The organism is Tangfeifania diversioriginum (assembly GCF_900141875.1).
GTDB lineage: Bacteria > Bacteroidota > Bacteroidia > Bacteroidales > Prolixibacteraceae > Tangfeifania > Tangfeifania diversioriginum.
In genome coordinates, this window is sequence record NZ_FQZE01000011.1 from 39,970 (window position 1) to 57,229 (window position 17,260).

Here is a 17,260-nt window from a genome sequence, read left to right on the forward strand (position 1 = left end):
TTAACAAAAGCACCGGACAGCAAAAACCATCCGGTGCACTATTTCTTCAGCAATGCATTTTAATTAAAGCAGTGCGTCGAGCTTGTCAGTAAAAACATTTTTAGGTGCTGCGCCCACTTGTTTGTCGGCCACTTCGCCGTTTTTCACAAAAAGCGTGGTGGGAATGTTGCGGATTCCGTATTTCATAGCCACTTCAGGATTTGAATCCACGTCCACTTTTCCAATTACCGCTTTCCCTTCGTATTCTTCAGCCATCTCTTCAACAATAGGGGCAATCATACGGCAGGGGCCACACCAAACTGCCCAGAAATCGAGCATTACAGGTTTGTCGGATTTTAAAACCAATTCTTCGAAATTGGCATCAGTTATTTCTTTCGCCATAATTTTTTTATTTTAATGTGAATATTCTTTTGTTTTATACAAATTTAATTAATTCTGTATCCAATATCTTCTTTCCCTTCAAAAAAGCGAACAAATTCATTGGACAAAAATATCCGTTTACTGCGCGAAAACAGGTTAATGAACATGTTGCTTTCCGGATCGTAAACATTAAATTTTAACAACGCTTTGCCCTTATTGTTTTGAGCCAGTTTTTCAATTTCTTCCACTACCGATTCGTTGATTTTGCCGAGCGGAATATTTATAGTTACGCTTTGCACATAATTTTTACGCGCTTCTGAAAGCAACTCAATCTGAGTGGCTTTAAATTCATACGATTCGCTGTTGAACCGTTGTTTAACAGTGCCTTTCACCAAAATGAAAAGCCCGGTTTTGCAGAATTTGTGAAAGTTGACGTAATCCTGGCCAAAAAAGAAGAATTCATACGTGTCGGTATAATCTGACAGGGTGAGTGTGCTGAACGGATTTCCGTTTTTGGAAGTGGCTTCGCGTGCGGCAACCACCATTCCGCCAAAAGTAAAATCGCGACCTTTGTATTTATCGATATCGTTTTTCAGGTCTTTCAGTGCCACATCACGTGCGCAAAAGTTTTCAATTTCAATTTTGTAATCGTCGAGCGGATGTGCGGTAAGGTAAATCCCTATCAGGTTTTTCTCTTTTTCGAGCAAAACAAGTTGCGGCCATTCATCCACTTCGGGAATTGCCGGTTTTTTCACTACCGAACTGCTTCCTGCATCGCCAAACAAACTTTGCTGCATACTTTGGTTTTCGGTTTGAATTTTGTTTCCGTAGCGAATTAATTTTTCAATAAATGTGGTGCTGTCGTTTTCATTTTCGCCGGCAAAAAAACTGCTTCGTTTCAGTCCTTTCAAACTATCGAAAGCGCCTGCCATTGCAAGTGCTTCCATATTTTTTTTGTTGACGGTTTGCAGGTTCACATTCTCTACAAAATCGTAAACAGTTTCAAACTTCCCGCTGCTGTTGCGGGCTTCAATTACGTCTTTTGCCGCGTTGGAGCCCACGCCTTTAATGGCGGCCATTCCAAAACGTATGTCGCCGTTTTTGTTGGAGGTGAATTTGATGAAACTTTCATTTACGTCAGGCCCCAACACGTTCATTCCCATGCGTCTGCATTCGGTCATCAGTTTGGTGATATCTGTAATATTGTTGAGGTTTCGGCTCATGTTGGCAGCCATAAATTCACCCGGGTAGTGTGCTTTCAGGTAGCCGGTTTGGTAAGCAATGTAGGCGTAACAAACCGAGTGTGATTTATTGAAAGCGTATGATGCAAATGCCTCCCAATCTTTCCATATTTTTTCGATTACCGACTCGGGCTTTTTGCCAACCAGTTTACATTCGTCCAAAAATTTGTAGTTGGCCATGCATCCTTTTTCAAACTTCTCTTTCATCTCTTCCATAAGGGAAGTAATTTTTTTACCCATTGCCTTGCGGAGGGTGTCTGAATCGCCGCCCGAAAAATTGGCAAGCAGGCGGGACAGTAACATCACCTGCTCCTGGAATACCGTAATTCCGTATGTTTCGCTCAGGTATGTTTCCATCATGGGTAGGTCGTATTCCACTTTTTGGCGGCCGTGTTTACGTGCAATGTAACTTGGAATATATTCCATTGGGCCGGGACGGTAGAGGGCGTTCATGGCCACGAGGTCTTCAAACCGGTTGGGCTTGAGGTCGCGGAGGTGTTTTTTCATCCCGTCGGATTCAAACTGGAAAATGGCCGTTGTTTCACCATGGCTAAACAGTTCGAACGTTTTTTCGTCGTCCCACGGAATATTGTCAATATCAATTTCTATTCCTTTTGAAAATTTGATATTATCGAGTGTTTCCTTTATAATCGAAAGGGTTTTCAATCCCAGAAAATCCATTTTCAGCAACCCGATATCTTCCACGAAACGCCCGTCGTATTGCGTGGTTGGCAGCGTTTCACCGTCTTTGGTAGGCATTAGTGGAATGTGGTCGGTAAGCGGGTCGCGGCTGATAAGTACGCCACAGGCGTGCACTCCGGTTTGCCTGACCGAACCTTCGAGCGTCTCGGCAAATTTTATGGTTTTGGCAATTAGCGGATTGTCGGAATTTTTTTCTTTTTTAAGATCCGGATTTTCTTTGAATGCCTTTGGGAAAGTCATTTTTGGGGCATCGGGAACGAGCTTTGCCAGCCTGTCGGCTTCGGGAAGCGGGAGTTTCAGCACGCGGGATACATCGCGGATGGCCAGTTTGGTGGCCATGGTGCCGAAAGTACAGATGTGCGCTACTTTATCGTGTCCGTATTTTTTTGTCACATAGTCGAGTACTTTCTCGCGGCCGTCGTCGTCAAAGTCGATGTCCACATCGGGCATTGATATCCGGTCGGGGTTGAGGAAACGCTCAAAAAGCAGATCGTACTTAATGGGGTCGATGTTGGTAATTCCGGTAGAGTAGGAGACGGCAGCTCCGGCAGCCGAACCACGCCCGGGGCCGACAAGGACTCCCATTTCTCGGGCGGCATTTATAAAGTCCTGAACAATAAGGAAATATCCCGGAAATCCCATCTGTTTGATAGTGTTCAGTTCAAAATCGAGGCGTTTTACAACATTTTCAGGAACTGGCGAACCGTATCTTTCTTCGGCACCTTTAAAAGTAAGATGACGCAGGTAGGCTGCTTCCCTTTTTACACGGATTACTTTTTCGTAACCGCCCATCCGGATGAAGTCCTTTTCTCCTAATTCTTCAATTAGTTTTGCTTCCGGGTATTCTTTTTTGAAGTCCTCCTCGGTTCCAAACTCTTCCGGAATGGGGAAGTAGGGCATAATTGGATCGGAATCCAGTTCATAATTTTCAATTTTATCCACTATTTCTGCGGTGTTCGATAACGCTTCCGGCACGTCAGCAAACAGTTCGTTCATTTCTTTCTGGGTTTTAAACCATTCCTGTTTAGTGTAACGCATCCGCGACGGATCGTCGATGTCTTTCCCGGTGTTCAGGCAAATAAGCAGATCGTGGGCATCGGCATCTTCGGCATTGGTAAAATGCACATCGTTGGTTGCAATTACTTTTATGTCGTGTTTTTTTGCCAGTTTCAGCAATGTTTCATTAACCAGCACCTGTTTGTCGTACACATTCTCGCGCTGTTCGGGCATTTCGGATGGATGCCTCATGAGTTCGAGATAGAAATCGCTGCCAAATAAATTTTTGTACCACAGGATTGCATTTTCAGCATCTTCCACGTGGTTGTTCATTATTGCCGTGGAAATTTCGCCACCAAGGCAAGCCGAGGAAACAATCAGTCCCTCGCGGTGTTTTTCGAGCAGATTTTTGTCGATTCGGGGCTTGTAGTAAAATCCGTTGATGTAGGCTACTGAAATAAGTTTTACCAGGTTTCTGTACCCTTGTTTGTTTTTGGCCAGCAAAATCAGGTGGTCGCCATAGCGGTCCTCTTTGTTTGTTTTGTCGGTCAGCGAGCGCCGGGCAACATAGGTTTCGCAACCGAGAATGGGTTTCAGTCCCGCATTTTTACATTTTAAATGAAATTCTTTTATGCCAAACATGGTGCCGTGGTCGGTCAGTGCCAGGGCCCTCATGCCGTCTTTTTTTGCCTTGGTTACCAAATCGGCAACACTGGCAGCACCATCTAAAATTGAATATTGTGAGTGTACGTGTAAATGTGAAAACGGAACCATTTTATGCCTTTTTTTAAAATTTTACCTGCCCCAAAGGAAGCATAAAGTTACTATTTTTGAAGGCCGGAATTTCAATTGTTGAAAAAAATGAGATAAAAAAACCCGGTAAAAAAACCGGGCTTTTCAGTAAAAAAGATTAATGTCTTATTTTATTTCCTGTGCAATTTTTTTGCTCAACTCCACAAACTCTTCTTCAGTCATTTTTATTTTTTGCGAAAAGTTTAAAACATCGGCTTCGCTTTGCATGGGGATAAGGTGAATGTGCGCGTGTGGCACTTCGAGCCCCAGAACCAGCATTCCAACTTTAATGCAAGGGACTGCTTTTTTTAGCCCGGAAGCAACTTTTTTTGCAAAAAGCTGCAATCCTGAATAAAGTTCATCTTCAAGATCGAAGAGGTCGTCAACTTCTTTTTTGGGAATTACCAACGTGTGGCCTTTGGCAACGGGTGAAATATCCAGAAAGGCAAGGAATTTTTCATCTTCCGCTACCTTGTAAGCCGGGATTTCGCCATTTACGATTTTTGTGAAAATGCTTGCCATAATTTTTTAAATTGAGATTTCTACAATTTCAAAAGGAATAATACCCGAAGGCACTTTAATTTCAACTTCGTCGCCCACTTTTTTGCCCATTAATCCTTTGGCAATAGGGGTTGTTACTGAAATTTTTCCTTCTTTCAGGTTGGCTTCACTTTCAGGAACAATGGTATATTTCATTGTAGCATTGTTCTTTTTGTTTTTAATTTTAATGGTATTCAGAATCTGAACCTGAGTAGTGTCGATTTTCGATTCATCGAGAATACGGGCATTAGCGATTTTTGACTGTATCTCAGCGATTTTTGCTTCGAGCATACCTTGGGCATCTTTGGCGGCATCGTATTCAGCGTTTTCCGAAATATCGCCTTTCTCGATGGCTTCACCAATTTGCTTTGAAATGGCCGGTCGTTCTACGTTTGTTAGCCGTTCCAGCTCTTTTTTTAGTTTATCAAGTCCTTTTTGTGTCAAATATGTTACTGTCGACATTTTTAATTCCTCCTCATTTATAATTGAGCTATAAAAAAACAGAAAGAATTCCAGATCTCCCGGAACTCTTCCTTTCACAAAAATAGTTAATTTCTGCAATATTAAAAATAACTTCTATAAAAATATTAAAAATGAATGATTTATGGCAATCTAAGTGTATTTGCGGTTTAATATTTCGCTGTAAATTACGGCTTTCCTTAGCGAAAATTTGTTTTTTAATTTCGACTTCCTTTGGTTTTCAGCCTCCTTTTTTCCGGTTAGGTCAGTAGAATAAATGGATGATTTTTTTTTGGCCGGCTGAACGTTTTGAACCGGTTCAGGTTTTTTATTTTCGGTGTTCTGCTGTGGTTGCCGGTAGGCTTGTTCCGGTTGGGCTTCAATCTTTGACTCACGGGGCTTCGGCGATTCGCCTTCCAGGAAATCCCAGAAACTGTCATGCTCTTCGGGTTGCGGTTTTGGCACCGGCTGTTTGGCTTGCTGTGCTTTCTTTTTTTTCGACTGCCCGAAAATGCCGGCAGCAGCAAAAATCAATGTTAAAATAATAACTAATAAATCATCCATATTCTTTGTATTTTTGCAGCAATAAATTGGCTACTGGAAAGTTTTAGTAAAAATAAGAAAAATGAAGCAGCTGATCCTGAAAAGCAGAAAGTATTTTATGGTTTCCATGTTGTTGATGCTTTTTTCAGTTGCATGCAAAAAGCCTCAAAACACTCCTGTTCCGAATGTGCCGGTTTCATTCACCATTAATTTGAATATCGTGAACGAACTGACTGTTGCAACAAATTCAGTTTATTTTCCTAATGTGGGTTATGGTGGCATAATTGTGTATTGCGAGCTGCCGGGTTCGTATTATGCTTTTGATGCCACGTGCACTCATGAAGTAAGCCGTGGCTGCATTGTTAAAAACGAGGGAGTGCTGGCCGAATGTCCGTGTTGTGAGTCGCAGTTTATTTTAATCAGCGGTGCGTATCCTTCGCGTGGGCCTGCCGAAATGCCGCTGAAACAGTATAATGTTTCGGTGGTTAATGAATTTACGCTTCGGGTATATAATTAAAAAACGGGATCCTGCAAAGAACCCCGTTTTGAAAATTTCATCCTTTTATATTAATACCTGTAATGGTCTGGTTTGAAAGGCCCTTCTTTGGGAACTCCAAGATATTTGGCCTGTTCGTCGTTCATTTTTGTGAGTTTCACGCCCAGTTGTTCGAGGTGCAGGCGTGCTACTTCCTCGTCGAGTTTTTTAGGCAGACGATATACATCAATTTCATAGTCATTTTGCCATAAATCAATTTGCGCCAGCGACTGGTTGGTAAATGAATTACTCATTACAAATGACGGGTGGCCGGTTGCGCAACCCAGGTTAACAAGGCGGCCTTCGGCGAGCAGATAGATACTGTGTCCGTCTTCGTAGGTAAATTTATCAACCTGTGGTTTGATGTTCAGTTTTTTAATGCCCGGAAATTTTTCGAGCTTGGCCACCTGTATTTCGTTGTCGAAATGCCCGATGTTACAAACAATTGCCTGGTCCTTCATATTGGCCATGTGTTCGGCGGTAATTACATCTTTGTTTCCGGTTGTGGTAACAAAAATATTTCCTTCGTCGAGGGCCTCTTCCATTGTTTTTACTTCAAAGCCTTCCATGGCGGCCTGCAGTGCGCAAATCGGGTCAATTTCGGTAACTATTACACGAGCGCCGTAGCCTTTCATCGACTTGGCGCATCCTTTGCCCACATCGCCGTAACCGGCTACAACCACAACTTTTCCGGCAATCATTACATCGGTAGCGCGTTTTATCCCGTCAGCCAGCGATTCGCGGCAACCGTAGAGGTTATCAAATTTAGATTTGGTAACCGAGTCGTTCACATTAATGGCCGGGAAGAGCAGTTTGCCCTCCTCTTTCATTTGGTAGAGGCGGTGAACACCGGTTGTGGTTTCTTCAGAAACTCCCTTCATGTCTTTTGCGGCTTTGTGCCAGCGGTCAGGCGTTTCTTTCAGAATTCGTTTCAGTATTTTATTGAGTTCAACTTCGTCTTCTCCTTCTGCCGGCTGATCGAGTAATGAAGCGTTTTCTTCTGCCTGGTAACCACGGTGGACCATCAGGGTGGCATCGCCGCCGTCGTCAACAATCAGGTGGGGGCCTTTTCCGTCGCCAAAATCGAGGGCGTTTTCAGTACACCACCAGTACTCTTCGAGTGTTTCGCCTTTCCAGGCAAAAACGGGGATGCCGGACTCTGCAATAGCAGCTGCGGCATGGTCTTGTGTGGAAAAAATATTACAACTTGCCCAGCGCACTTCTGCACCCAGCTCGGCAAGGGTTTCAATTAATACTGCAGTTTGCACGGTCATGTGTAAACTGCCCATTACCCGGGCTCCTTTCAGGGGTTTTGACGGGCCAAACTTTTTGCGGATTGACATTAAGCCGGGCATTTCTTTTTCGGCGATATCAATTTCTTTACGCCCAAATTCTGCCAGCCCGATATCTGCCACTTTGTATTTCAATTTTTCGTTTACTGCAACACTCATTTCTTTTATTAATTTTTCGATTAAAAACGGTGCAAAGTTAACAAATTACACTTGATTAATGTTTTGTTTTCAATCGGGTGAAAAAAGGATTAATTACCCATATCAGACATAAATTTGATACGCATCAGCCGGATGTCATCCTCGGAGTATTCATCTTCTCCGAGCTCGTCGAGAGCTTCCTGTACCGAATCGTTTTCCGCTTCCCTGAAATAGTCGAACACCTCTTCCTGATGATCTTCATCCAACACATCGTTCAGGTAATAGTCGATATTTAATCGCGTGCCGGAGTTGACAATTGCTTCCACTTCCGAAATTATATCTTTTACCTCAACTCCTTTGGAGCCGGCAATGTCTTCAAATGAAATTTTCCTGTCGATGCTTTGGATGATGAAAACTTTCATCTTCGATTTGTTGGCGATGGTGCGTACTATAAAATCTTCAGGACGTTCAATTTCATTTTCCTCAACATAGTTTTTAATCAGCTCAACAAATTCTTTCCCGTACCTTCGGGCTTTTCCCTGACCAACTCCCTGTATTTTCTGAAGTTCGTCGAGTGTTACCGGATACTGGATTGACATATCGGCCAGTGAAGGATCCTGGAAGATTACAAAAGGAGGAAGGTTCTTTTTTCGGGCAATTTTTTTACGTAAGTCTTTTAACATGGCAAACAATGCCGGGTCACCGCCTGTTCCTCCCGACGGAGCACCACCGGTGTTAACGTCATCTCCTTCCTCTTCGTATTCGTGGTTTTTTACCAGCATAAAACTGGTGGGGTTTTTAAGAAATTCGTGCCCTTTTTCAGTCATTTTCAACAGACCGTAGTTTTCAATGTCTTTATTAATTAGGCCTGCAATCATCGACTGCCTGAAAACTGCGTTCCAGAAGCGTTCGTCGTGGTCTTTTCCCGCGCCGAACGATTTAACCTTATAATGTTTAAATGATTTGATGGCTGCTGTTTTGTTACCAATTAATATATTGGCTATATGGTCGGCTTTGTATTTCTCATTTACCTCAATAATGGCTTTCAGGCCCCGTACCACTTCGTCGCTTGCTTCAAGTTGCTCTTTGGGGTTGAGGCAGTTGTCGCAGTTGCCACAATTCTGTTTAGTATATGTTTCGCCAAAGTAGTGTAATAATATAATGCGTCGGCATATTGCCGATTCGGCGTAAGAAACAGTGTCGAGCAAAAGCTGTTTGCCAATTTCCTGTTCGGCCACGGGTTTGCCGTGCATAAATTTTTCCAGCTTCTGAATATCTTTATAGCTGTAAAAAGTAATGCACTGCCCTTCACCGCCATCGCGCCCTGCACGCCCGGTTTCCTGGTAATATCCTTCAAGGCTTTTGGGGATATCGTAGTGGATTACAAACCGCACATCGGGTTTGTCAATTCCCATTCCAAAAGCAATGGTAGCCACAATTACATCCACCTCTTCCATGAGGAATTTATCCTGGTTGCCCGAGCGGGTGGCCGCATCCATGCCTGCATGGTAAGCCAATGCTTTAATACCGTTAACTTGTAGTGTTTCGGCCAGCTCTTCCACTTTTTTACGGCTCAGACAGTAGATAATGCCCGACTTGCCTTCATTTTGTTTAATGAACCGGATAATTTGGGCCTCGGGTTTTACTTTTGGCCTTATTTCGTAATAAAGGTTGGCCCTGTTAAACGAAGCTTTAAATACCCGTGCCTCGAGAATACCCAGGTTTTTCTGAATGTCGTGCTGTACTTTTGCAGTTGCTGTTGCCGTAAGTGCAATAATGGGGGCGTTGCCAATTTCATCAACAATTGGCCTGATGCGCCGGTATTCCGGACGGAAGTCGTGTCCCCATTCAGAAATACAATGCGCCTCGTCGATGGCATAAAATGAGATTTTCACTTTTTTAAGAAACTCAATATTATCTTCTTTTGTCAACGACTCAGGCGCTACGTATAAAAGTTTTGTACTTCCTGCCAGTACATCATTTTTTACTTCCTGTAAGGCAGCTTTCGATAATGATGAATTTAAAAAATGGGCGACTTTATCTTCGGAATGCATTCCTCTTATGGAATCCACCTGGTTTTTCATCAGGGCAATTAGCGGAGATATAACAATAGCAGTTCCTTCGAGCAGTAGTGCAGGGAGCTGATATATTAATGACTTTCCTCCGCCGGTTGGCATCAGTACAAATGTATTATTTCCATCCATCACACTTTTTACCGCTTCTTCCTGTTGGCCTTTAAAGCGGTCGAACCCAAAATAGTGCTGTAAGTAATCCGTTAAAGTTTTTTGGTTATTCATAAAAACAATTCTCCCTCAATGTCTTCTGCTAATTCTTAATATTCTAAATTATTAAAAGTAGAAAAAATGTCAATACATTTTAATAAATTTTATAAATATATAGCAATCTTTTAAATTATTGGATTGATGGAAAGCTTCAAATAGCAGGAAGTATTTATATTTGTGGAGTTTTTAAAGAAAAGGTTAATGAGCGAAGAAGAAAAAAGAAATAAGCGTTTTGGGAAGAAGAAAAACGAGGAAGATAAAAGCGGAATGAAATCAGCCTATGCCGAGATGTCGTTTTTGGAGCATATGGAAGAATTGCGTTGGCACATCATCCGGTCGGCACTTGCCATTATTGTGTTTGCTGTGGCGGCATTTATTTTAAAAGATTTCATTTTCAATACTGTAATTTTAAATCCGCGTACTCCCGATTTCTGGACTAACCGGATGTTTGCACAGCTGGCTGACGCAGTGGGAACTGATGCGTTAAGAATTAACCAAACTCCGTTGGAGTTGATAAGTATTAAAATTGCCGGACAGTTTATGACCCACATTTGGGTTTCGATTATTGCAGGTTTTATTATTGCTTCACCTGTGGTTTTTTATGAATTCTGGCGCTTTATTAAACCCGCACTTTATGATAACGAAAAACAACATGCCAGCGGTGCTGTTTTCTTTACTTCTGTTTTGTTTTTAATGGGGATACTGTTTGGATACTATTTAATAGTACCACTTTCTATCCATTTTTTAGGCACCTATAATGTAAGTGGTGATGTAACCAACCAAATTAACCTGAAGTCGTACATAGGCTCGGTTACTTCCATATCGCTGGCAGCCGGTGTAATATTTTTAATACCCATTTTTTCCTATTTCCTGAGCAAGGTGGGTTTGCTCACCCCGCAGTTTATGAAAACATACCGGCGGCACTCCTATGTTGTTATGTTGCTCCTCTCGGCTGTTATTACACCGCCCGATATATTCAGCCAGATAATGGTTTGTTTCCCGTTGGTGTTTCTGTATGAAATAGGTATTATTATTTCGCGCAGGGTAGTTAAAAAACGTGAAAAAGAGATGGATGAAATATAATATTCAACTATAAATTCGTTATTTGCCTGAATGATTCTTCGAGCAGAAAATATTGTTAAGAAATACCGTAAACGAACGGTAGTTAAAGGAGTTAGCTTTGATGTGAACCAAGGGGAAATTGTAGGGTTGCTTGGCCCCAATGGTGCCGGCAAAACCACATCGTTTTATATGATTGTGGGCCTGATACAACCCCTTTCAGGAAAAGTTTTTCTTGACCAGGAAGAAATCACCAAACTACCGGTTTATAAGCGTGCAAAAAAAGGAATCGGTTACCTGGCACAGGAAGCATCGGTTTTCAGAAAACTGAGTGTGGAAGATAACCTGAAGGCTGTACTCGAGATGACCAAATACTCCAAAGAATACCAGCGTGAAAAGGTTGAAAGCCTGCTTGATGAATTCGGGCTGCAACACATCCGAAAGAGCAAGGGGGTCCAGCTTTCGGGTGGCGAACGCCGCCGTACAGAAATTGCCCGGGCGCTGGCGATCGATCCCAAATTTATTTTACTTGACGAACCGTTTGCCGGTGTTGATCCAATCGCTGTGGAAGACATACAGCAGATTGTTATGCAGCTTAAAGAGAAGAATATTGGCGTGCTCATTACCGATCACAACGTTCACGAAACATTGTCAATTACCGACCGCTCCTACCTGCTTTTTGAAGGATCGATTATGAAAGCAGGCAATGCCGAAGAGCTGGCCAACGACGAGGATGTGAGAAGAGTGTACCTGGGACAGAATTTTGAATTGCGTTAAAATAATTTTCACATTCTTAAAAAGCTTGATTTCAGAATGCTGTCAGCCGGGTTCGTTAAGGTTTAGGTTAAAAAATCACGGCAGAGAAAAAATTTATAAAGAAAATTTGGTGGATAACAAAAATGAAGTATTTTTGCAGTCCCAATTTCAGGGAAACATATGATGGCCCGTTCGTCTAGGGGTTAGGACGCCAGGTTTTCATCCTGGTAGCAGGGGTTCGAATCCCCTACGGGCTACTTAATTTTTTAAGACTTTAATAGAACAAAATGGCAAATCACAAGTCAGCTTTAAAAAGAATTAGGCAAAACGAGAAAAGGCGCGTACACAACAGATATTACGCCAAAACTACCCGCAACGCGATTAGGGATTTGCGGAATGAGACCGATAAAGAAGAAGCTGTAAAAAGACTTCCTAAGGTGGTTTCTATGATTGATAAACTGGCAAAAAAGAATATCATTCATAAAAACAAAGCAGCCAACCTGAAATCGAAACTTGCAGGTCAGCTGAGTAGCTTATAAAAGAAATTTTCATGATAAATTGAAAGCCTCTTCGCTTTGCGGAGAGGCTTTTTTTGCTGCCTGCTACTGTGGGTTATTATTTTTTTTGTATTTTACTCCTGTTAAATCACTCCATACCATAGCAATGAGCGAATACAAAAAAATTAAACTAAAAGAATGGGCTGTAGAAGACCGCCCACGTGAAAAACTACTGGTTAAAGGCGCACGGTCGCTTACCGATGCCGAGCTTATTGGAATCCTTATTGGTTCAGGAAACCTGAATGAAACCGCGGTAGAACTGGGGCGGCGCATCCTGGTTTCAGTGAATAACAACCTCAACGACCTGGGCCGGAAAGGAATCGACTACCTGAAAACATTCAACGGAATTGGCGAGGCAAAAGCCATTTCTATAGTGGCGGCGCTTGAGCTGGGCAAACGCCGCAAAGAAGCCGAGGTCTTTGTGAAAAAGAAAATTACCAGTAGCCGCGATGGTGCCGATTTTTTCACCCCGTTGCTGGGCGATTTGAACCACGAAGAATTCTGGGTACTTCTGCTCGACCGCGGCAACAAAATCATCGATCACTTTATGATCAGCCAGGGTGGCATTTCAGGTACAGTTATCGATGTGCGTATCATCCTGAAAAATGCGCTTGAAAAACTGGCCAGCTCCCTTATTCTATGCCATAACCACCCGTCAGGCACAATGGAAGCTTCGGAAGCCGATCTGAAAATTACCCGGAAAATAAGAAATGCCGCCGCCGTGATGGACATTTCCGTGCTCGACCATATCATAATCGGACAAAACAGTTATCTTAGTCTTGCCGATGAAGGCATGATGTAAAAGAACCAAAACGATGATACTTTTTTATTCTGATGAACTGAATTCGCGGATTGAGTACACTGCAAAACTAATTTTTACCCAAATACTTAATGCAGAAGTGGCTTTTACGAGTAAGTCTTCTGAATTTTTAAATTCGGAACTGCCCAAAATAAATTACTCGTACGAAAAATTTGGCGATGAACTGTATATCAAACCGCACCGGTTTATGCACTGCAAAGCACTTATTCAGCCCAATATTCAACCGGTTTGGTATGAAGGCGAGAAATATTTTTTTGAAAGTTCAAGGGATTCTGTTTTCCCATTCGACCTTTTTGCAGCAGCGTTTTACCTGGTCAGCCGGTACGAAGAATATATTGAAAAAGAACATGGGAAATATAAACGCTACCCCGCTGAAAAAAGCATTCTGTACAAATACGGCCTTCTTGAAAAGCCCGTGGTAAATATCTGGGCACACATGCTGGCCGCCAAAATGAAGGAAAAATATCCGGAAGTTGAATTCCCTAAATCGGATTTTAATTTCATCTCAACCATCGATATCGACAATGCCTGGGCTTTTTCGCATAAAGGATTCTGGCGGGGATTTGGCGCTGTTTCCAAATCTGTTTTGAAAGGAAAAATCCAGGAGGTGAAGAACAGGTTGCGCGTTTGGCAGGGAAAAGAAGCCGATCCGTATGACACATTCAGTTATCTCGACTCGGTTTTTAAAGGAAATGAGACCAATGTGCTGTACTTTTTTCTGCTGGGCGATTATAAAAGGTATGACAAAAACATCTCTTACAAAAACAAATTGTTCAGAAAACTTATTCAGGAAACAGCCCAAAAGTACGACATTGGAATTCATCCGTCCTATTCTTCAAGCAAGAAAAAAGGGAAAGGAAAATTAAATGCTGAAATAAAACGACTGGAAGAAGTAACAGGCGAAAAACCAATAAAAAGCCGCCAGCATTTTTTGCGACTGAAATTTCCACGAACCTACCGGCGACTGGTTAAAGCTGGTATTGAGGAAGATTATACCATGGGATATTCTTCGCAGGCCGGGTTCAGGGCCGGAATTTGCACTCCTTTCTATTTTTTTGATGTAAAAAAAGAGAAGGCAACAAATCTTAAAATTTATCCGTTTCAGGTGATGGATGTTACGTTGCGCAATTATCTGGGACTTTCGCCCGGTGAAGCGCAGGAGAAAACCGAAACTTTAATGGAAGAGGTTAAAAAAGCGGGTGGCACATTTATCAGCATCTGGCACAACGAAACAGTAAACGATACCGGGCACTGGAAAGGATACCGCGACGTTTTTGAGAAAATGAACAAAAAAGGATTTAAGTGGGCTAATGAGCAATAACGGCGGAGGTTTAAAATACCTGGAACATAAAAATATTGACTATAAAAAATGGGACAGGTGTGTTGAAAATGCAGCCAACTCCCGGATTTACGCCATGTCGTGGCACCTCGATCGCACGGCTGAAATCTGGGATGCTTTAATTCTGGGAGATTACGATGTGGTAATGCCACTTCCATACCGGAAAAAATGGGGTATAAAATACCTCTACCAACCGCTGTTCAGCCAGCAACTCGGTATTTTTCCCGATCCTCCTGAACTCCTCCTGAAACAGTTTTATTCAGCTTTATTTCAGCATTTTCGTTATGCCGATTCCCAAATAAACTCAAAGAATAATAAGGTAGCCGGACCAATCGCATTTTTTCCCCGCGACAATTATTTGCTCGACCTTTCAAAAAATTATACAGAAATTGCTTCCGGATTTTCGAAGAATACTTCCAGAAACATCAAAAAAGCCCGCAAAAATGCATTGTCGTATGTTGCCGGAATCCGAATTGAAGAGTACCTCGATTTTAAGCGAAATAACCTGCCTGCGAGGCTTTCGGACGATGCATTCAAAAAACTGAAAAGCATTTTTGCACTGGGCCGGTACAAAGGAATTGGCGAAATTTATGGAGTTTATACATCAGAAAATGAGTTGTGTGCGGCCGTGTATTTTTGCCGGTGGAAAGAGCGGGTCATTTATATGAATGCAGCAACCAGTTTGAAAGGGAAAGAGTTGGGCGGTATGTTTTTTCTGCTCGACCAGTTTATTCGTGAAAACGCCGACAGCAATTTCCTGCTCGATCTCGAAGGGTCCACCATTCCCGGAGTAGCCAGGTTTTATAAAGGTTTTGGAGCTATACCGGAAACCTATCATCAACTTAAATTTAATCGGTTACCTTTGCCGTTTAAATGGATGAAACGGAAATAAAATGAACACGTTCGCACGTTCAGTCAGCAAACAAATTGGCCGGTTGGTGCCGGCAAAAACGCTTTTCAGACGAACAGCGCCGGTTTTTCTTCCTTTTTATCATGTGGTGAGCAACGACAAACTTCCACACATTTTGAATTATCCTTACCGGAATGTTGCCGATTTTGAAAAAGAGCTGGATTTTTTTTTGAAACATTTTGAACCGGTTTCGCTTGACGAATTGATTGAAAACAGCGAAAGTTCCTCAAAAATATTTCACCTTAGTTTTGATGACGGTTTGCGCGAATGTGCCGAAATTATTGCACCGGTTTTGCAGCAGAAAGGAATTTCGGCTACTTTTTTCATTAACCCCGGATTTGTTGGTAATAAACAGCTTTTCCACAAATACAAAGCCAGCCTGATTTTGAGTGAACTGCAAAAAAAGCCGAACAAAGCAGCGGAAAAAATCCTTCAGGAAAATAAATTATCGGGCCGGAAAATATTGCAGGCGGAGTTTTCACAAATTGCTGTACTCGATCAGGCAGCAGAAAAAATAGGGATTGATTTTGAAAAATTCTTGCAGAATCAAGAACCCTATCTCACAGTTGAGCAAACCAAAAAGCTTGCAGAAAACGGTTTTTCAATTGGCGCGCATAGTTTCGATCATCCGGAGTTCTGGAAAATTTCTTCAGATGAGCAACTCGGACAAATCAGAAAAAGCATGGACTGGATTTCGGCAAACATTCCGCAAAAAATCAAAGCATTTGCTTTTCCGTTTACCGATTCCGGGGTTCCGGCACCGGTATTGAAAACCATTGAAAAAGAACAAATTTGCGACATCACTTTTGGAACGGCCGGAGTAAAATACGATGAATTCAAATTCCATTTTCAGCGCTACCCGATGGAGCAGCCCGGCAACTTTAAACTCAATTTAAAAGGAGAATTTATGTATTACGAATTGCGGAAATTGATTGGCAAGGACACTGTGAGGCACTAAATCCCGCTACTTTAACCAGTGCGACAGGTCTTTCTGAATCAGCTTTTCCAGCTTCAAAATATCATCCCTGAAAAATTCAATCAACTGTTTACGGGTTTCGGGCAGCATTTCTTCTTTTTCCATTTGCTTTTCGCCGGTCAATCTGTTTTTTAATTTTTGTGCCAGTTTTTTCGGCATCAGCTTTTTCAGAAAAATCACAAATTTGCGCGAAGTTTCCAACTTGTAGAGTGCCTGATTTTTAGGCGTTCCCGATACATTGTATTTGTAACTGGTATCGAAATCAAAACCGGGGTTTACTCCAATAAACGCACAAATTTCAGCCAGTACTTTTTGCGGCTGTTCCCTGAGATCATCGAAAACAATTACTTTAACATTCGTGAAATTGTCGAGATACGCTTTCACCTGTTCGTAATACAAACCCGAATTTTTGTACTGCCAGGCCCAAATCCAGTTTTTCTGCTTCCGCTCCTCCTCTTTTTCAAGTGCTTGTTCAAATGAAAGTGTCTCTCGTTTGTCGCGTTTAAAATGCAAATAGCCCGAAAATGCCCTCTCAACCGGCGAGCGGAGAATGATAATAATTTTTGTGTCGGCGCCTAAAACCTTTTTAATTAAGGGAATCGCTTTCTCATGAAAATAAAGGTACTCGGGAGAAATATCGCCAACAGCTTTTTCATTTTTACAATTCTGAAAAAGTGCTTTGTACTGTTCCGGATTGCGTGTAATTGTCGCATCCACTCTCGTGTCGCCCGGGCCACTGAAGTTTCCTTCCATCTGCGAAAAATACCTGCCCTCTTTCTGAACATCCGACAAAAATATTTCAGGATGTTGCCTCAAATAATGGTAAATGGAGGAAGTGCCGCTTTTTGAAGCGCCAACTAATAAGAAATCAGGCAGTACACTCATGGCAGATTGTTTAATATTTTTGATATTTTTGAACCCGAAAATTGTTGAATTAAACAATTAATACAATCACTTCAAAGA

Annotated in this window: 16 protein-coding genes and 1 tRNA gene; 9 read left to right on the forward strand and 8 right to left on the reverse strand. The window is 42.1% G+C overall.

Translation table 11 applies throughout. The features are described 5' to 3' along the window. Nucleotides 1-63 precede the first annotated feature (63 nt). The 5 genes from trxA to BUC07_RS08755 form a co-directional block, all read right to left on the reverse strand. The gene (gene trxA / locus BUC07_RS08735; protein ID WP_073168449.1) at nt 64-381 is read right to left on the reverse strand and encodes a thioredoxin; all 318 of its coding nucleotides are present in this window, start codon (nt 379-381) and stop codon (nt 64-66) included. A gap of 44 nt (nt 382-425) precedes the next feature. Continuing rightward, complete coding sequence (gene dnaE / locus BUC07_RS08740) at nt 426-4,073, reverse strand: DNA polymerase III subunit alpha (RefSeq protein ID WP_073168451.1); 3,648 nt, start codon at nt 4,071-4,073, stop codon at nt 426-428. A 144-nt stretch (nt 4,074-4,217) separates the two neighbouring features. Continuing rightward, nucleotides 4,218-4,613 (reverse strand): HIT family protein, encoded by a 396-nt coding sequence (locus BUC07_RS08745; RefSeq protein WP_073168453.1) that lies wholly within the window; start codon nt 4,611-4,613, stop codon nt 4,218-4,220. Nucleotides 4,614-4,619: 6 nt separating this feature from the next. Further along, nucleotides 4,620-5,093 carry a transcription elongation factor GreA gene (gene greA, locus BUC07_RS08750; protein ID WP_073168589.1) on the reverse strand — a complete coding sequence of 158 codons (474 nt, stop codon included), beginning with the start codon at nt 5,091-5,093 and terminating at the stop codon, nt 4,620-4,622. 150 nt (nt 5,094-5,243) lie between these two features. Next, entirely contained in the window at nt 5,244-5,654 is a 411-nt protein-coding gene (locus BUC07_RS08755) for a hypothetical protein (protein WP_073168455.1), read from the reverse strand. Nucleotides 5,655-5,715: 61 nt separating this feature from the next. Here BUC07_RS08755 and BUC07_RS08760 point away from each other — a divergent pair, with 61 nt between their 5' ends. Next, nucleotides 5,716-6,150, forward strand: coding sequence for a Rieske (2Fe-2S) protein (locus BUC07_RS08760; protein WP_073168457.1), 435 nt, complete (start codon nt 5,716-5,718; stop codon nt 6,148-6,150). Nucleotides 6,151-6,200: 50 nt separating this feature from the next. Here the strand turns inward: BUC07_RS08760 and ahcY are convergent, their stop codons facing one another. Next, nucleotides 6,201-7,619, reverse strand: a complete 1,419-nt coding sequence (gene ahcY / locus BUC07_RS08765; protein WP_073168459.1) for an adenosylhomocysteinase — start codon at nt 7,617-7,619, stop codon at nt 6,201-6,203. Between the two features lie 89 nt (nt 7,620-7,708). Beyond that, on the reverse strand, nt 7,709-9,895 hold the full coding sequence (gene recQ / locus BUC07_RS08770; RefSeq protein ID WP_073168460.1) for a DNA helicase RecQ: 2,187 nt from the start codon (nt 9,893-9,895) through the stop codon (nt 7,709-7,711). A 186-nt stretch (nt 9,896-10,081) separates the two neighbouring features. On the opposite strand from recQ, the gene tatC reads away from it, so the two are divergent. The 8 genes from tatC (at nt 10,082) to BUC07_RS08810 (ending at nt 16,279) form a co-directional block, all read left to right on the forward strand. Beyond that, the gene (gene tatC / locus BUC07_RS08775; RefSeq protein ID WP_245792677.1) at nt 10,082-10,963 is read left to right on the forward strand and encodes a twin-arginine translocase subunit TatC; all 882 of its coding nucleotides are present in this window, start codon (nt 10,082-10,084) and stop codon (nt 10,961-10,963) included. Between the two features lie 30 nt (nt 10,964-10,993). After that, nucleotides 10,994-11,716, forward strand: a complete 723-nt coding sequence (gene lptB / locus BUC07_RS08780) for an LPS export ABC transporter ATP-binding protein (RefSeq protein WP_073168462.1) — start codon at nt 10,994-10,996, stop codon at nt 11,714-11,716. A 164-nt stretch (nt 11,717-11,880) separates the two neighbouring features. Next, a tRNA-Glu gene (locus BUC07_RS08785) sits at nt 11,881-11,952 on the forward strand. A gap of 30 nt (nt 11,953-11,982) precedes the next feature. After that, on the forward strand, nt 11,983-12,234 hold the full coding sequence (gene rpsT / locus BUC07_RS08790; RefSeq protein ID WP_073168464.1) for a 30S ribosomal protein S20: 252 nt from the start codon (nt 11,983-11,985) through the stop codon (nt 12,232-12,234). A gap of 124 nt (nt 12,235-12,358) precedes the next feature. Then, nucleotides 12,359-13,054, forward strand: a complete 696-nt coding sequence (radC, locus tag BUC07_RS08795; protein WP_073168466.1) for a RadC family protein — start codon at nt 12,359-12,361, stop codon at nt 13,052-13,054. A gap of 13 nt (nt 13,055-13,067) precedes the next feature. Next, nucleotides 13,068-14,393 carry a polysaccharide deacetylase family protein gene (locus BUC07_RS08800; RefSeq protein WP_073168467.1) on the forward strand — a complete coding sequence of 442 codons (1,326 nt, stop codon included), beginning with the start codon at nt 13,068-13,070 and terminating at the stop codon, nt 14,391-14,393. Continuing rightward, nucleotides 14,383-15,303 carry a hypothetical protein gene (locus BUC07_RS08805; RefSeq protein ID WP_073168469.1) on the forward strand — a complete coding sequence of 307 codons (921 nt, stop codon included), beginning with the start codon at nt 14,383-14,385 and terminating at the stop codon, nt 15,301-15,303. Before BUC07_RS08800 ends, BUC07_RS08805 begins: the two co-directional genes overlap by 11 nt. Before the next feature lies 1 nt (nt 15,304). Next, on the forward strand, nt 15,305-16,279 hold the full coding sequence (locus BUC07_RS08810; protein WP_083578174.1) for a polysaccharide deacetylase family protein: 975 nt from the start codon (nt 15,305-15,307) through the stop codon (nt 16,277-16,279). Between the two features lie 6 nt (nt 16,280-16,285). Here the strand turns inward: BUC07_RS08810 and BUC07_RS08815 are convergent, their stop codons facing one another. Further along, a complete protein-coding gene (locus tag BUC07_RS08815; RefSeq protein ID WP_073168594.1) occupies nt 16,286-17,182 on the reverse strand; it encodes a sulfotransferase family protein in 897 nt (298 codons plus the stop codon). Between the last annotated feature and the right edge of the window lie 78 nt (nt 17,183-17,260).

What these genes read in the sequence shown, in the direction of transcription:
- greA (WP_073168589.1), bottom strand. Translation starts at nt 5,093, where the DNA reads ATGTCGACAGTAACATATTTGACACAAAAAGGACTTGATAAACTAAAA.
- ahcY (WP_073168459.1), bottom strand. Translation starts at nt 7,619, where the DNA reads ATGAGTGTTGCAGTAAACGAAAAATTGAAATACAAAGTGGCAGATATC.
- BUC07_RS08745 (WP_073168453.1), bottom strand. Translation starts at nt 4,613, where the DNA reads ATGGCAAGCATTTTCACAAAAATCGTAAATGGCGAAATCCCGGCTTAC.
- BUC07_RS08755 (WP_073168455.1), bottom strand. Translation starts at nt 5,654, where the DNA reads ATGGATGATTTATTAGTTATTATTTTAACATTGATTTTTGCTGCTGCC.
- rpsT (WP_073168464.1), top strand. Translation starts at nt 11,983, where the DNA reads ATGGCAAATCACAAGTCAGCTTTAAAAAGAATTAGGCAAAACGAGAAA.
- trxA (WP_073168449.1), bottom strand. Translation starts at nt 381, where the DNA reads ATGGCGAAAGAAATAACTGATGCCAATTTCGAAGAATTGGTTTTAAAA.
- lptB (WP_073168462.1), top strand. Translation starts at nt 10,994, where the DNA reads ATGATTCTTCGAGCAGAAAATATTGTTAAGAAATACCGTAAACGAACG.
- BUC07_RS08760 (WP_073168457.1), top strand. Translation starts at nt 5,716, where the DNA reads ATGAAGCAGCTGATCCTGAAAAGCAGAAAGTATTTTATGGTTTCCATG.
- BUC07_RS08800 (WP_073168467.1), top strand. Translation starts at nt 13,068, where the DNA reads ATGATACTTTTTTATTCTGATGAACTGAATTCGCGGATTGAGTACACT.
- recQ (WP_073168460.1), bottom strand. Translation starts at nt 9,895, where the DNA reads ATGAATAACCAAAAAACTTTAACGGATTACTTACAGCACTATTTTGGG.
- radC (WP_073168466.1), top strand. Translation starts at nt 12,359, where the DNA reads ATGAGCGAATACAAAAAAATTAAACTAAAAGAATGGGCTGTAGAAGAC.
- dnaE (WP_073168451.1), bottom strand. Translation starts at nt 4,073, where the DNA reads ATGGTTCCGTTTTCACATTTACACGTACACTCACAATATTCAATTTTA.
- BUC07_RS08805 (WP_073168469.1), top strand. Translation starts at nt 14,383, where the DNA reads ATGAGCAATAACGGCGGAGGTTTAAAATACCTGGAACATAAAAATATT.
- BUC07_RS08815 (WP_073168594.1), bottom strand. Translation starts at nt 17,182, where the DNA reads ATGAGTGTACTGCCTGATTTCTTATTAGTTGGCGCTTCAAAAAGCGGC.
- BUC07_RS08810 (WP_083578174.1), top strand. Translation starts at nt 15,305, where the DNA reads ATGAACACGTTCGCACGTTCAGTCAGCAAACAAATTGGCCGGTTGGTG.
- tatC (WP_245792677.1), top strand. Translation starts at nt 10,082, where the DNA reads ATGAGCGAAGAAGAAAAAAGAAATAAGCGTTTTGGGAAGAAGAAAAAC.